The 14,840-nt window shown below is 62.7% G+C and carries 8 protein-coding genes; 2 read left to right on the top strand and 6 right to left on the bottom strand.

The features are described from left to right. Window position 1: 1 nt before the first annotated feature. The gene (locus OXH74_RS26315) at window positions 2-2,377 is read left to right on the top strand and encodes an RND family transporter (protein ID WP_375739549.1); all 2,376 of its coding nucleotides are present in this window, start codon (window positions 2-4) and stop codon (window positions 2,375-2,377) included. Between the two features lie 372 nt (window positions 2,378-2,749). On the opposite strand, the gene OXH74_RS26310 is transcribed toward OXH74_RS26315, so the two are convergent. The 6 genes from OXH74_RS26310 to OXH74_RS26285 all read right to left on the bottom strand — a co-directional run bounded on the left by OXH74_RS26310 (window position 2,750) and on the right by OXH74_RS26285 (window position 9,584). Next, the gene (locus OXH74_RS26310) at window positions 2,750-4,390 is read right to left on the bottom strand and encodes a BatD family protein (protein WP_375739548.1); all 1,641 of its coding nucleotides are present in this window, start codon (window positions 4,388-4,390) and stop codon (window positions 2,750-2,752) included. Next, a complete protein-coding gene (locus OXH74_RS26305; RefSeq protein ID WP_375739547.1) occupies window positions 4,387-6,117 on the bottom strand; it encodes a VWA domain-containing protein in 1,731 nt (576 codons plus the stop codon). The genes OXH74_RS26310 and OXH74_RS26305 overlap by 4 nt, the downstream gene beginning before the upstream one ends. Beyond that, complete coding sequence (locus OXH74_RS26300; RefSeq protein ID WP_375739546.1) at window positions 6,114-7,142, bottom strand: VWA domain-containing protein; 1,029 nt, start codon at window positions 7,140-7,142, stop codon at window positions 6,114-6,116. The genes OXH74_RS26305 and OXH74_RS26300 overlap by 4 nt, the downstream gene beginning before the upstream one ends. Then, entirely contained in the window at window positions 7,135-7,626 is a 492-nt protein-coding gene (locus OXH74_RS26295; RefSeq protein WP_375739545.1) for a DUF4381 domain-containing protein, read from the bottom strand. Before OXH74_RS26295 ends, OXH74_RS26300 begins: the two co-directional genes overlap by 8 nt. Next, complete coding sequence (locus tag OXH74_RS26290) at window positions 7,623-8,501, bottom strand: DUF58 domain-containing protein (protein WP_375741690.1); 879 nt, start codon at window positions 8,499-8,501, stop codon at window positions 7,623-7,625. The genes OXH74_RS26295 and OXH74_RS26290 overlap by 4 nt, the downstream gene beginning before the upstream one ends. Before the next feature lie 123 nt (window positions 8,502-8,624). Then, complete coding sequence (locus OXH74_RS26285; protein ID WP_215381489.1) at window positions 8,625-9,584, bottom strand: MoxR family ATPase; 960 nt, start codon at window positions 9,582-9,584, stop codon at window positions 8,625-8,627. A 364-nt stretch (window positions 9,585-9,948) separates the two neighbouring features. Here OXH74_RS26285 and OXH74_RS26280 point away from each other — a divergent pair, with 364 nt between their 5' ends. Further along, window positions 9,949-14,811, top strand: coding sequence for an NAD-glutamate dehydrogenase (locus tag OXH74_RS26280; protein ID WP_375739544.1), 4,863 nt, complete (start codon window positions 9,949-9,951; stop codon window positions 14,809-14,811). Window positions 14,812-14,840 lie beyond the last annotated feature (29 nt).

The following is a 14,840-nucleotide window of genomic DNA, read 5'->3' as shown; positions in this document are numbered from 1 at the left end:
TATGAGTACCCATCACCAGGACAAGGCGACCTTCCTGGAGCGCCTGATCTTCAACAACAGGCCGGCGGTGATCATCATCTGCCTGCTGGTCAGCGTCTTCCTATTCTGGCAGGCCCTGCAAGTGCGGCCCTCGACCAGCTTCGAGAAGATGATCCCGCTGCATCACCCCTACATCCAGAAGATGATCGAGCATCGCAATGACCTGGCCAACCTCGGCAACACCGTGCGTATCTCGGTGGAAGCGGTCAACGGCGACATCTTCAACAAGGAGTACATGGAGACCCTTCGCCAGATCCATGACGAGGTGTTCTACATCTCCGGCGTCGATCGCTCGGGCCTGAAGTCGCTGTGGAGTCCTAGTGTGCGCTGGACCGAAGTGACGGAAGAAGGCTTCGCCGGTGGCGAGGTGATTCCACAGACCTATGATGGTTCCACGGCTACTCTCGAAGATCTGCGTAACAATGTGCTCAAGTCCGGCCAGATCGGTCGTCTGGTGGCGAACAACTTCAAGTCCAGCATCATCGACGTGCCGTTGCTCGAGTCCTACCCGGACCCGAACGATCAGGGCAAACTGCTCAAGCTCGACTACCGCCAGTTCTCCCATGAGCTGGAAGAGAAGATTCGCGAGAAGTACCAGGCGCAGAACCCGAACGTGAAGGTCCACGTGGTGGGCTTCGCCAAGAAGGTCGGTGACCTGATCGATGGTCTGATCATGGTGGTGGTGTTCTTCGGCATCGCCTTCCTGATCACCCTGGTGCTGCTCTATTGGTTCACCTGGTGTATCCGCAGCACCATCGCCGTGCTGTCCACCACCCTGGTGGCGGTGGTCTGGCAGCTCGGCCTGATGCACAGCGTCGGTTTCGGTCTCGATCCCTACTCGATGCTGGTGCCGTTCCTGATCTTCGCCATCGGGATTTCCCACGGCGTGCAGAAGATCAACGGTATCGCTCTGCAGTCCAGTGATGCCGACAACGCCCTGACGGCGGCACGTCGGACGTTCCGACAACTGTTCCTGCCGGGCATGATAGCCATCCTGGCGGACGCGGTGGGCTTCATCACCTTGCTGATCATCGACATCGGCGTGATCCGTGAGCTGGCGATTGGCGCCTCCATCGGCGTGGCAGTGATTGTGTTCACCAACCTGATCCTGCTGCCCGTAGCGATCTCCTATGTGGGCATCAGCAAGAAGGCCATCGAGCGGAGCAAGAAGGACGCCGTACGCGATCATCCGTTCTGGCGCCTGCTATCTAACTTTGCTCACCCGGTCGTGGCTCCGATCTCCGTTGTCATTGCGCTGATCGCTTTCGGTGGTGGCCTCTGGTACAGCCAGAACCTGAAGATCGGTGACCTGGACCAGGGTGCCCCCGAGCTGCGTCCTGATTCCCGTTACAACCAGGACAACAACTTCATCATCAACAACTACTCCACCAGTTCCGATGTGCTGGTGGTCATGGTCAAGACCGGTCCTGAGGGCTGCTCGACCCATGAGGCGCTGGCGCCAGTGGACGAGCTGATGTGGAAGATGGAGAACACTCCTGGCGTGCAGTCCGCCATCTCCATGGTCACCGTCTCCAAGCAGGTGATCAAAGGGATGAACGAGGGCAACCTGAAATGGGAAACCCTGTCGCGCAATCAGGACGTGCTGAACAACTCGATCAGCCGTGCAGAAGGCCTGTACAACTCCGACTGCTCGCTGGCGCCGGTGTTGATCTTCCTCAACGACCACAAGGCCGAAACCCTGTCCCGCGCTGTCAAAGAGGTCGAGGCGTTCGCCAAGGAGCACAACAAGGAGGGCCTGCAGTTCCTCCTGGCTGCCGGTAACGCGGGCATCGAGGCGGCCACCAACGTGGTGATCGCCCAGGCTGAACTGACCATCCTGATCCTGGTGTACATCTGTGTGGCGGTGATGTGCCTGATCACTTTCCGCTCCATCGCTGCAACCCTGTGCATCGTGCTGCCGCTGATCCTCACCTCCGTGCTGGGTAACGCGCTGATGGCTTGGCTGGGTATTGGCGTGAAAGTGGCGACCCTGCCAGTGATTGCGCTGGGTGTGGGTATTGGCGTTGACTACGGCATCTATATCTATAGCCGCCTGGAAAGCTTCCTGCGCGCGGGCCTGCCGCTGCAAGAGGCGTACTACCAGACCCTGAAGTCCACAGGTAAGGCCGTGCTGTTCACCGGGTTGTGCCTGGCAATTGGCGTGGCAACCTGGATCTTCTCGGCGATCAAGTTCCAGGCTGATATGGGCTTGATGCTGACCTTCATGCTCCTCTGGAACATGTTTGGTGCGCTGTGGCTGCTGCCGGCCCTGGCACGGTTCCTGATCAAGCCCGAGAAGCTGGCGGGCAAGGTCGGTGGTTCACTGTTCGCCCACTGAGCCTGATAGCTCGACGAAGAAACCGCGGCTCTGGGCCGCGGTTTTTTTATGGCTGAATTTTTTCTTGGGGCGCTTGGCGAATGGATCAGCGCTGTTCGCGTTAGGTGTTGGGGTCGTAGCAACAGCTGAGGCAAACACGGTGAATGGATTCGTTCACCAGAAGCGACGGCCGCAAGGCCATTCTCTGCATGGTCAGCGATTTCCCGCTGAAGGGGCACGCAGGCCCGCTTATGTGGGTCTAGATGCGCCCGAACGCCATGCGTTCGAGCGTGACGGGGGATAGGGATTCCGAGTCATGGCGGGGACCCGTAGGGCAGGCCTGCGGTCTGCTTCGCAAATGAATTCGCCCCACAGGGAGGAGCGGTCCAACGGTCAACGCGGGTAGAGCGGCGGCAGTTGGCTGGCCTCGACCGTAACTTGTTGCGCTGTCTGTTGTGCAGGCAGTGCCCGGATGGCCTTCCACAAATCCTCGCCTTGCCAGCGCTGGCCTGCCTCGCTGTATAACGCTCCGTTCAGCTCATCCAGGGCGTCGGACAGCGGAACGAAGCGTGCGGCCATGTCGGCCAGGGTTTCTGGTTGCTGACGGGCCCAAGCGTCCAAGGCCTGGCGTGTGGCGTGCGGGTCGTTCGACTGGCAGGCACGTTTGAGGTCATCGAGGAGTGTCCGAGGACTCGGTCCTGTCTGGGCGGTTGGCAGGATCGCCGGCTGTCGGCGGGCGCGCCACCAGAGGCTGAATCCCAGGAAGGTCGTGCAAGCGAACAGCGCACTGGCGAGTTGCCAGGGCCACAGTCGGACCTGTGTGGACGGAGCGTCGGTGGAGGCTTCGGCTTGTGGCACGTTGGCAGCCTCCAGTTCGGGATTGATGGCGACTTCCAGAGTGCGTGCAGGCAGTTCGCTGCGCATCAGCCGGTCGTCCCTGGTGCTCCACCAAGTTACTTCCACCGGCGGAAGCTCCAGGCGGCCACTGGCCGTTGGCACCAGCGCTTCGCGTTCTTCCCGGCTGCCAATCATTCCGCGTTCGCCATTCTGGCTGCTCAGCTGAGGTTGGTCGGGGTAGCGACGCAGTCCCTTGACCTGCGTGGCTGGCAGCGGGGGCAGCTGCGCGCTGGAAAGGCCGTCGACCTGAAGCATCAGACTACGGGTCAGGGAGTCGCCGGTCTTGGCGCCCTTGGGATCGGGGTTCCAGGCTTCAGTCAGGGTCAGGTTTCGGGCCGGCAGCCAGGGCACGTTGTCGGGGTAGTCCGCGGGTTTCGGCTTAACCGTGAGCGGAATCTGGGGAGATAGGACCCGAGTCAGTCGACCTGGCTTCGGACCGAATGGCTGGTAAGTCCCCGTCTTGCCGCGATCGACCAGGGTTGCACTGAAGACTTGGGCCGGAAGCGTGATCAGTCCACTTTTCTGCGGGAATATTGCGTACTGGACTTCGATCACGCCATGGCGCACGCCATTGATTTCCTTTTCGTAGGTGCGCGGCTCGCCAAGTTGTTCGACGCGGGCGTCGTCCATCTGTAGCGGGCTGAGGCTGCTGTCGTCGTACAGCGATACCGAGTGGTAGACGCGGAGGGTGAGGACGGCCTGGGCCTGCACGTAGACGCTTTCCTGGTCGAGGCTGGCGTCGATGAACACTGGGGCCAGGTTGGTCTTGGTGTCTTTGCTGGCCTTCTGTATGTGCAGGGTGATGGGCTGGGTCCTGGCATCTCCCAGCTGGAGCGGCGGGATCACGACAAAACCGGTCTGCTTCGGCTGTAGGGTGACGATCCAGCGCGTTGCCCGTTCGTTCTGCCCATTCAGTGTGCCGAGTTGGTTGATCTGGCGGGTGCCGAGCACTTCGAACTGCTCATTGAGCGGTGTCAGATCGGGCTTGCCGAACAGGGTTGGGTCCGCCGACTCGAGGGTTAGTTCGACCGTTTCGCCTTCACTAAGGCGTGTCCGGTCGATCGTGGCGGTAACGCCTGCCGCGCTGGCGTGCAAGGCGAAGAAGCTGATTAGGAGGACACAAAGCAGGCGAATCATTGCGAGTCTTCCTGGTGCTGTTGCTGTTCGTACCAGAACTTGCGGCGAAGCAGTTCTGCTGGGTCGTCCGGAATCTGGCGCAGCCATTGCTCCAGTGCCTGGCGGCGCTCGTCAGCCATAGACTCGGTCCCGGCCGTTGGGCTTTGAGCGAGATCCTGCTCGGCCTGGCCTTCGCCGGGCTTCCCCGGAGCTGCCTCGCTGGGTGAGGTCTGTCCAGTCTGCACCTCGTCGGGCTTGGCTGTCTGGCCATCGGGTTGCCGTGTGTCAGCGGCTTCGTCCGGGCGAGTACTGGCGTTACTCTGGTTGGCTTGCGATTGAGTCTCAGCAGATTGCTGGTCTTCGCTGGGCTGTTGCGAGGACTGCTCCTGGCGCTGGCGTAGCAGCGATTCGACCAAGGCTTTGTTCTTTTGCGCAGGCAGTAGTTCAGGCTGGCGTTGCAGGGCCGAGTCGTAAGCGTCCACAGCAGCTTCAAGCTCGCCAGCCTTGGCCAGGGCATTGCCGCGGTTGTAATGGTCGGCTGCATTGTCGCCCTGGGAGAAACGATCAGCGGCGGCTGCATAGTCGCCTGCTTCATACAGGGCGAAGGCCTGCCAGTTCGTGTCGATGAATCGCTGCGCTGCTTCCGCCGGACGCTGGGCCTGGAGCAGGCGTTGGCCTTGCTGGTCCGGACGTAGCCAGAGGTCCTCCAACTCGAAGGCCATTGCCGGGCTTGGTAGGACGAAGAGCAGTGGCAGACAGAACAGCCAGCCTCGACGTCCGGCACAGGCGGCAAGCAGGAGCAGGGGCAGAAGCAGCCAATGGCCCTGGTCCGCCCAGGTGGCCAGTTGGGCAATTTCGCCACTTTCACGAAAGCTTTCTGCCCCATTGAGCAGGCCCAGGCTGCGTAGGTCACCGTCAGTGAGTTGGGCGCTGGCGTAGCGTCCATCCAATTCTCTGGCAAATCGACGGAGCCCTGCGCCATCGAGCTTAGGCAGGAGGATCGCACCCTCAGAGTCCTTGAGAAAACCACCGTCCTCCTGGGCGATCGGCGCACCTGCAGCGGTGCCTAAGCCCAGGATGGCAAGGCGCCCGCCTTTGGAGCCGAGGATTTTGTTGATACCCCGTTCTTCTGCCTCGTCCAGGCCGCTGGTGACCAGGAGTAGCCGGCCTTGGCCCCGGGCGCCCTGTTCCAGCAGTTTGAGTGCCTTGTCCACGGCGAGATCGGCACGCTGGCCGGGACTCGGCATGATCGACGGCTTCAGCGCATCGAGCAGGTTGAATGTGGTCATCAGGTCGTCCGAGAGCGGCACCAGGCTGTGGGCGCTGCCCGCATAGACGACCACCGCCGTCTGCGCATCATGCCGGGCATTGAGCAGGTCCCTGATCTTGCGCTTGGCTTGTTCCAGCCGGCTTGGCGCAACGTCGGTGGCGAGCATGCTTGGGGTCAGCTCCAGGATGACCACCAATGGATCCGCACGTTTTTGCGTACTCTGCTCGACCCGTTGCCAGCTTGGGCCCAGCAAGGCCAGCAGGGCCAGCAGCCAGGCCAAGCCAAGGGCCAACCAGGGCAGGCGATTGTGGCGCTGGCTGGCACCGTTCAACAGCCAGGGCTGGAATGCAACGGGCAGGATTTGCTCCCAGCGGCCACTGCGTCGCTCGCGATGCCAGAGTTGCCAGAGCAGCCAGCCGAACAAAGGAACGAGCAGCAGCCAGCCGGGGCGTAGCAAGTAAGGCCAGGGTTCGCTCATGTGCGCCTCCGCCAACCTTTGCTTAGCTGTGGCCGTTGTCGCAGGGCGTGCGGCCAGAGGGCCTGGCAGACTAGCAGCAGGCTCATCAGGACGGCGCCAGCGAGGGGCCAGCTGTACAGCGCGAGGGCCGGGCGCGCCTGGCTCGGACGCTGCGCCACCGGCTCCAGTTGATCGAGAATTTCTTCGATTTCTGCAAGTTCCTTGCTGGAGCGTGCGCGGAAGTATCGGCCACCGGTCTGCTCGGCAATCGCGGTAAGGGTGGGTTCGTCCAGGTCCATGCTGGGGTTCAGGCCCAGGATGCCGAGCGCATTGCCCTGTTGCGGGTCGGCACCAATGCCGATGGTGTAGATCTTCACGCTTTCTTCAGCGGCCAGGCGGGCTGCAGTGAGCGGCTCGATCTCACCGCCGGTGTTGGCACCATCCGTGACAAGGACCAGCACCCGGCTGGTGGCTGGCTGTTGCCGTAAGCGCTTCACTGCCAGGCCAATGGCATCGCCAATGGCGGTATTCTTGCCGGCGATGCCGATCAGCGCCTCGTCCAGCCAGGTCTTCACCGTCTGCCGGTCGAGCGTCAGCGGGGCTTGTAGGTAAGCCTGGCTGCCGAACAGGATCAGTCCGATCCGGTCGCCCTGTCGGCCGTCGATGAACTCGCCCATCAGGTGCTTGACCAGCGTCAGTCGGCTGACCTCCTGCTCTTCCCATTGCATGTCGGAGTAGTCCATGGACCCGGACACATCCACGGCCAGCAGCAGGTCGCGGCCGCTGGTGGGCAGCGGCTGTGGTTCGCCGACCCACTCCGGACGAGCGGCCGCGGACACTAACAGGAGCCAGAGCAGGATAAAGGGCGCCTGCTGCCGCCATGCCGGCAGATTGGCCCGGGCGCGGCGTCCGACCAGGCCTTCCAGATCGGAAAGGAAACTGACTTTCAGCGCCGCCTCGCCGCTGTCGGCTGCAGGCAGCAGCAGTCGCAGCAGCCAGGGCAGGGGGGTGAGCAGGAAGGCCCAAGGCCAGGTGAATTCAAACATGCTTGCGGATCCAGGTGTCGACTGCCTGGTAGAGGCCGTTGATGGCTTTGTCGTCCAGCTTGCATTGGGGGCGGTAGGCACCTTCCACCAAGATCATCCAGCGGGTCAGGCCGGCTGCGGGGCAGCGGTTGTCCAGGTAGGCCAGCCAGGCACGACCGCTGAGCGTATGGCTGTGGTCGTCGGGATAGTGCATGCGGCACAACCGTTTGAGTAGGCCGTTGAGCTCCTGCAGCCAAGTACCGGCGGGCGCGCCGTCATAGGGTTTGACCAGGCTGGCAAGCTCAGCGAGTGCAGCCTGGCGTGACGGATCCAGGGGCTGTTCGGCCTCGGGTTGAGCCTCGCCACGGTGCCGTCGAGCCAGTGACCAAAGGCCCCAGCCGAGTCCCGCGAGCAGCAGTGGCAGCAGCCACCAGCCGGGGGCAGGCGGCCACCAGGGGATGGGGGGCGGTGCGATCAGGGGCTCGAGGGCGTCCAGCGGGTTCATTGCGACCCCTCCTTGTGCTGCAGGTAGTCGCGCAACTGTTCGATCATTCCTTCCTGTGTGCTCAGAGGCATCAACAGCACGCCCAGTTTCTGCGCCAGCCGTTCCCAACGTTCCGTGCGGGCCTCGCCCAGTTCACGGTAGGCACGTCGCAGCTCGGCGTTATGGGTGTCCAGTTCCAACTGGGCGCCTTGCTCGGAGAAGCGCAACAGACCCGCCGCGGGAAGAGCGTGGTCGAGCGGATCGGAAACTGGCAACAGGATCAGGTCCGTGTGTCGGGCGAGCAGGGTGATCTGCTGCTCCGAGGTATCGGACAGCGTGCGCTCATCGCAGAGAAGCACCACCAGGCTGCCCGGGCGCAGCACTTCGCGCGCACGGCGCAGCGCCAGGCTGAGCCCTTCGCGAGGGGCGCCGGCCTGGGTGCCCAGTGCCTGGTTGGCACGGGCCAGTCGGTTGAGCAGTTGCAGCAGGCTCTGTTTGCTGCGGCGCGGCTTGATCTCGTGGTGTTCCTGATCGCTGAACACCAACCCGCCGATGCGATCGTTGTGGGCCAGCGCTGCCCAGCCGATCAGGCTGGCGGCCTGGGCAGCGAGGACAGACTTGAAGACCAGTCCCGAGCCAAAGAACAGGCGTTGGCTCTGCTCGACCATGATGAACACTGGCCGTTCGCGCTCCTCGTGGAACAGTTTGGTATGCGGCTCCTGGGTTCGCGCGGTGACGCGCCAGTCGATGGTGCGCACGTCGTCACCCGGCTGGTAGACACGCACCTGGTCGAAGTCGATGCCGCGCCCGCGTAGCTTGGAGTGGTGCAGGCCAATCAATGGGCTGCGCCGGGCCGGGGTAGAGAAGAGATGGACCTCGCGCACGCGATGGCGCATTTCGATCAGTTCGGCGAGGCTGACGTGGATACCCGATGCACTCGCGGCCGGCGGCTCGAAACTGGATGGCGCGACCTTGCGCCGCTTGATCCGGAGCTTCCAATTCGCAGCGCGCAGGCGCATTCAGGCCACCGCCACCACGTCGAGGATACGTTGGATGACACGATCCTGATCGATGCCGGCTGCCTCTGCCTCGAACGAGAGGATCAGGCGGTGACGCAGCACATCGAAGAGCACCGCCTGGATGTCTTCCGGGCTGACGAAGTCGCGGCCCGCCATCCAGGCATGTGCGCGCGCGCAGCGGTCCAGTCCGATGGACCCGCGGGGGCTGGCGCCCCAGGCCAGCCACTCGGCCAGTTCGCTGTCGAACTTGGCCGGGGTGCGGGTGGCCATGACCAGATGCACGAGGTACTCCTCGACCGCGTCGGCCATATACAGGCCAAGGATTTCCTTGCGCGCGGCGAAGATGGCCTGCTGGCTCACCTGGTGTTCAGCGCGGGTTTCGCCATGCAGCGCTTCACCTCGTGCCTGCTGGAGGATCTTGCGTTCCACCGAGGCATCCGGGAAGCCGATGCGAACATGCATCAGGAAGCGGTCGAGCTGGGCTTCCGGAAGCGGGTAGGTACCTTCCTGTTCGATCGGGTTCTGGGTTGCCATCACCAGGAACAGCGGCGGCAGGTCATAGGTGGAGCGGCCAATGGAGACTTGCCGCTCGGCCATGGCTTCCAGCAGCGCGGATTGCACCTTTGCAGGCGCCCGGTTGATTTCGTCCGCCAGCACCAGGTTATGGAAGATCGGCCCCTGCTGGAACACGAAACTGCCCGTTTCGGGGCGATAGATCTCGGTGCCGGTGATGTCGGCGGGCAGCAAGTCGGGCGTGAACTGGATGCGATGGAATTCGGCCTCCACGCCGTCGGCCAGGTCCTTGATTGCCTTGGTCTTGGCCAGCCCGGGCGCCCCCTCCACCAACAGGTGTCCGTCGGCGAGCAGGGCGATCAGTAGCCGGTCGATGAGCTTTTCCTGGCCGAGAATCTGGGTGGAAAGATAGTTTCGAAGAGCGACGAGCGCTTCACGGTGTTCCATCGCTGAACTCGTTCGGGTGGGGAAGGGTGGCTGCAAACGCCTCCGATTATGGGGCATCACTTTAATGTACGCACGGGCTTGGGACCTAGGAGAGCTTGCTGGCGAACTTTGGTTCCGTGAGCTGGGCGGTATTTTCGAGTGGTTTGGAAAGGGCCGGCGTTGAACGAATATGTCGCAGCACGGTAAGCGCGCAGCAGCGATCCCTCGTTAAGCTTTCGCGGCAATGGTGACCGCCGGGTCGCAGTTGTTCCCGGCATGACACCCGGAGAAGGGGCGCGCTGCCTGGATCGACTTGCGGCCCTTCGTCCTCGTTCAAGCGATCTACGCTTAACCCCTAATAAAACGAGCCAAGCGGAGCACTACCATGGCGTTCTTCACCGCGGCCAGCAAAGCCGACTTCCAGCACCAACTGCAAGCGGTTCTGGCGCAGCACGTCAACGAGCAGGCATTGCCACAAGTAGCCCTGTTCGCCGAACAATTCTTCGGCATCATCGCGCTCGACGAGCTGACCCAGCGCCGGCTCTCCGACCTGGCCGGCAGCACACTGTCCTCCTGGCGTCTGTTGGAGCGTTTCGATCCTGCCAGTCCCGAGGTCAGGGTGTTCAACCCCGACTACGAGAAACACGGCTGGCAGTCGACCCACACCGCCGTTGAAGTGCTGCACCCGGATATCCCCTTCCTGGTGGATTCGGTACGCATGGAGCTGAACCGTCGCGGTTACAGCATTCACACCCTGCAGAACAACGTGCTCAGCGTGCGCCGCAACGCCAAGGGCGAACTGCTGGAAGTCCTGCCCAAGGGCACCCCGGGCAAGGACGTGCGCCAAGAGTCGCTGATGTTCTTGGAGATCGATCGCTGTGCCAATGTGGGGGCGCAGAAGACCCTGGAGAAGGCGCTGCTGGAAGTGCTGGGCGAGGTACGGGTTGCCGTCGCCGACTTCCACCCGATGAAGGCCAAGGCCGAAGAGCTGCTGGCCTGGCTCGGCAAGGCCAAGCTCAAGGTCGATACTGAAGAACTCAGTGAGATCAAGGTATTCCTGGAGTGGTTGCTGGACGATCACTTCACTTTCCTGGGCTATGAAGAGTTCACCGTTGTCGACGAGGCCGACGGTGGGAGCCTGGTATACGACGAGAAATCCCTCCTGGGCATCTCAGTCCTGCGTCGCGGTGGCTTGAAGAAGGATGACGTGCACATCGGGCCGGAGGCGTTGGCTTATCTGCGCGAACCGATGCTGCTCTCCTTCGCCAAGGCCGCCGAGCCGAGCCGCGTGCATCGCCCGGCCTACCCGGACTTCGTCTCCATTCGTGCGCTGGATGCCAAGGGCAAGGTGGTCAAGGAGTGCCGCTTCATGGGCCTCTACACCTCGTCGGTGTATGCCGAAAGCGTCGAGCAGATTCCCTACATCCGCCGCAAGGTCGCCGAAATCCAGCGTCGCTCGGGCTTCGCGCCGAAAGCCCATCTGGGCAAGGAGCTGTCCCAGGTCCTGGAAGTACTGCCCCGTGACGACCTGTTCCAGACGCCAGTGGACGACCTCTTCGCCACCGCGATGTCCATCGTGCAGATGCAGGAACGCAACAAGATCCGCCTGTTCCTGCGCCGTGACCCCTACGGGCGTTTTGCCTATGCGCTGGCCTACGTGCCGCGTGATGTCTACTCCACCGAAACCCGCGTGAAGATCCAGCAGATCCTGATGGAGCGCCTGAAGGCGAGCGATTGCGAGTTCTGGACCTTCTTCTCCGAGTCGGTGCTTGCGCGCGTGCAGTTCATCCTGCGTCTGGACCCGAAAAACAAGGTCCCGGTCGATATCGCATTGCTGGAGAAGGAAGTCATTCAGGCCTGCCGTTCCTGGAAGGACGACTACGCCAACCTGATCGTCGAGAGTTTCGGCGAGGCCCAGGGTAACCGCGTGCTGGCCGACTTCCCGAAAGGCTTCCCGGCCGGCTACCGCGAGCGCTTCGCCCCGCACTCGGCGGTGGTCGACATGCAGCACCTGCACAGCCTATCCGATGGCCGCCAGCTGGTGATGAGCTTCTACCAGCCGCTGGCCCAGGGCGAGCAGCAATTGCACTGCAAGCTTTACCACGCCGATTCGCCGCTGGCGTTGTCGGATGTCCTGCCGATCCTCGAGAACCTCGGCCTGCGCGTGCTCGGCGAGTTCCCTTACCGCCTCACCCGCCAGGACGGTCGCGAATACTGGATCCACGATTTCGCCTTCACCAGCGCCCTCGGCCAGGAAGTCGATATCCAAGAGCTGAACGACACGCTTCAGGATGCCTTCGTCAACATCGTCGGCGGTCATGCGGAGAACGACGCCTTCAACCGCCTGGTGCTGACCGCCTCCATGCCGTGGCGCGACGTGGCTCTGCTGCGGGCTTATGCGCGCTACCTCAAGCAGATCCGCCTGGGCTTCGACCTCTCCTACATCGCCAGCACCCTGCTGAACCACGCCAATATCGCCAAGGAACTGGTGCGTCTGTTCAAGACGCGCTTCTACCTGGCGCGCAAGCTGGCCGGCGAAGACCTGGAAGACAAGCAGCAGAAACTGGAGCAGGCCATCCTTGGTGAGCTGGACAACGTCGCCGTGCTTAACGAAGACCGCATCCTGCGCCGCTATCTGGACCTGATCAAGGCGACCCTGCGCACCAACTTCTACCAGACGGATGCCAACGGCCAGCACAAGTCCTACTTCAGCTTTAAGCTCAATCCGCGCCTGATCCCAGAGATTCCGCGCCCGGTACCCAAGTTCGAAATCTTCGTCTACTCGCCGCGAGTCGAGGGCGTGCACCTGCGCTTTGGCGACGTGGCTCGTGGCGGGCTGCGCTGGTCGGACCGTGAAGAGGACTTCCGCACTGAAGTGCTGGGCCTGGTCAAGGCACAGCAGGTGAAGAACGCGGTGATCGTGCCTATGGGGGCGAAGGGCGGCTTCATCCCACGTCGTCTGCCAGTGGGTGGTGGCCGTGACGATATCCAGGCCGAGGCCATCGCTTGCTACCGCATCTTCATCAGCGGTCTGCTGGACATCACTGACAACTTGAAAGAAGGCAAGGTAGTGCCGCCGGCCAACGTGGTACGCCACGACGCCGACGACCCCTATCTGGTGGTGGCGGCTGACAAGGGCACCGCGACCTTCTCCGACATCGCCAACGGCATCGCTCTCGAGTACGGCTTCTGGCTGGGTGACGCCTTCGCTTCCGGCGGCTCGGCGGGATACGACCACAAGGGCATGGGCATCACCGCCAAGGGCGGCTGGGTATCCGTGCAGCGCCACTTCCGTGAGCGCGGCATCGACGTACAGAAGGACCACATCACCGTCATCGGCATCGGCGACATGGCCGGCGACGTGTTCGGCAACGGCCTGCTGCTGTCGGACAAGCTGCAGATGGTGGCGGCCTTCAACCACATGCACATCTTCATCGACCCGAATCCGGATGCGGCTTCCAGCTTCCATGAGCGCAAGCGTCTGTTCGACCTACCGCGCTCCTCCTGGGCCGACTACGACACCAAGCTGATCTCCGAAGGCGGCGGCATTTTCCTGCGCAGTGCGAAGAGCATCGCCATGAGTCCGCAGATGCAGCAGCGCTTCGAGATCGACGCGGACAAGCTGACCCCGACCGAATTGCTCAATGCACTGCTCAAGGCACCGGTCGACCTACTCTGGAACGGCGGTATCGGCACCTACGTCAAATCCAGCAAGGAAAGCCACGCTGACGTGGGCGACAAGGCCAACGACGCCCTGCGCGTAGATGGCCGTGAATTACGTGCCAAGGTGGTGGGCGAAGGCGGCAACCTTGGCATGACCCAGCTGGGTCGCGTCGAGTACGGCCTCAACGGTGGCGCCAGCAACACCGACTTCATCGACAACGCCGGCGGCGTGGACTGCTCGGACCATGAGGTCAACATCAAGATCCTGCTCAACGAGATCGTTGGCGCAGGGGATATGACCGGCAAGCAGCGCAACCAGCTGCTGGCCGAGATGACCGACGCCGTGGGCAACCTGGTGCTGGGCAACAACTACAAGCAGACCCAGGCCCTGTCCTTGGCGCAGCGCCGCGCGCGGGAAAAGATCGGCGAGTACAAACGCCTGATCGCCGCGCTGGAAGCCGCCGGCAAGCTGGATCGCGCGCTGGAGTTCCTACCTACGGACGAGGAGCTGAACGAGCGTATCGCCGGCGGACAGGGCCTGACCCGTCCGGAACTGTCGGTGCTGATTTCCTACAGCAAGATCGACCTCAAGGAGTCGTTGCTCAAATCGCTGGTGCCGGATGACGATTACCTGGCCCGCGAGATGGAAACCGCCTTCCCGCAGCTCCTGGCGGAGAAATTTGGTGACGCCATGCGTCGTCATCGCCTGAAGCGCGAGATCGTCAGCACCCAGATCGCCAATGACCTGGTCAACCACATGGGCATCACTTTCGTGCAGCGCCTGAAGGAGTCCACAGGCATGAGTGCCGCCAACGTGGCCGGCGCCTATGTGATCGTGCGCGACGTGTTCCGTCTGCCGCACTGGTGGAAGCAGATTGAGGCCTTGGACTACAAGGTCTCGGCTGAGCTGCAGTTGACCCTGATGGACGAGCTGATGCGCCTGGGCCGCCGCGCGACCCGCTGGTTCCTGCGCAGTCGCCGCGAGGACCTGGACGCTGCCCGTGACGTCGGTCACTTCGCCCCGCGTGTGGCGGAGCTGGCTGGTCGCCTTGACGAGCTACTCGAAGGACCGTCGCGCGAGCAGTGGCTGGCGCGCTTCCAGACCTATGTCGAAGCCGGTGCGCCGGAGGAACTTGCTCGCGTAGTGGCGGGCACCACCCACCTTTACACCCTGCTGCCGATCATCGAAGCCTCGGACGTCACCGGCAAGGACACGGCAGAAGTTGCCGCCGCCTACTTCGCCGTTGGCGGGGCACTGGACCTGTCCTGGTACCTGCAGCAGATCACCAGTCTGCCGGTGGAAAACAACTGGCAGGCGCTGGCGCGGGAAGCTTTCCGTGATGATCTGGACTGGCAACAGCGTGCCATCACCGTCTCTGTCCTGCAGATGAACGATGGCCCGGCAGACATCGAAGAGCGAGTTGCCCTGTGGCTGGACCAGCATCGTGCGCTGGTGGAGCGCTGGAAGGTGATGCTCGTTGAGCTGCGTGCCGCGACTGCGACCGACTATGCGATGTATGCGGTGGCTAATCGTGAGCTGATGGACCTGGCCCAGAGCGGCCAGCATGGTGTCTGCATCCCGTGATGCATCACGCCTCTATGAGTTAGTGCTCA

The organism is Metapseudomonas boanensis (genome assembly GCF_042232855.1).
In the GTDB taxonomy this organism is placed as follows: domain Bacteria; phylum Pseudomonadota; class Gammaproteobacteria; order Pseudomonadales; family Pseudomonadaceae; genus Metapseudomonas; species Metapseudomonas boanensis.
Note: the sequence above shows the minus strand (reverse complement) of the source record. Positions and strands in the feature narration are given on the sequence as shown.

What these genes read in the sequence shown, in the direction of transcription:
- OXH74_RS26300 (WP_375739546.1), bottom strand. Translation starts at nt 7,142, where the DNA reads ATGTTTGAATTCACCTGGCCTTGGGCCTTCCTGCTCACCCCCCTGCCC.
- OXH74_RS26290 (WP_375741690.1), bottom strand. Translation starts at nt 8,501, where the DNA reads ATGCGCCATCGCGTGCGCGAGGTCCATCTCTTCTCTACCCCGGCCCGG.
- OXH74_RS26295 (WP_375739545.1), bottom strand. Translation starts at nt 7,626, where the DNA reads ATGAACCCGCTGGACGCCCTCGAGCCCCTGATCGCACCGCCCCCCATC.
- OXH74_RS26280 (WP_375739544.1), top strand. Translation starts at nt 9,949, where the DNA reads ATGGCGTTCTTCACCGCGGCCAGCAAAGCCGACTTCCAGCACCAACTG.
- OXH74_RS26310 (WP_375739548.1), bottom strand. Translation starts at nt 4,390, where the DNA reads ATGATTCGCCTGCTTTGTGTCCTCCTAATCAGCTTCTTCGCCTTGCAC.
- OXH74_RS26315 (WP_375739549.1), top strand. Translation starts at nt 2, where the DNA reads ATGAGTACCCATCACCAGGACAAGGCGACCTTCCTGGAGCGCCTGATC.
- OXH74_RS26305 (WP_375739547.1), bottom strand. Translation starts at nt 6,117, where the DNA reads ATGAGCGAACCCTGGCCTTACTTGCTACGCCCCGGCTGGCTGCTGCTC.
- OXH74_RS26285 (WP_215381489.1), bottom strand. Translation starts at nt 9,584, where the DNA reads ATGGAACACCGTGAAGCGCTCGTCGCTCTTCGAAACTATCTTTCCACC.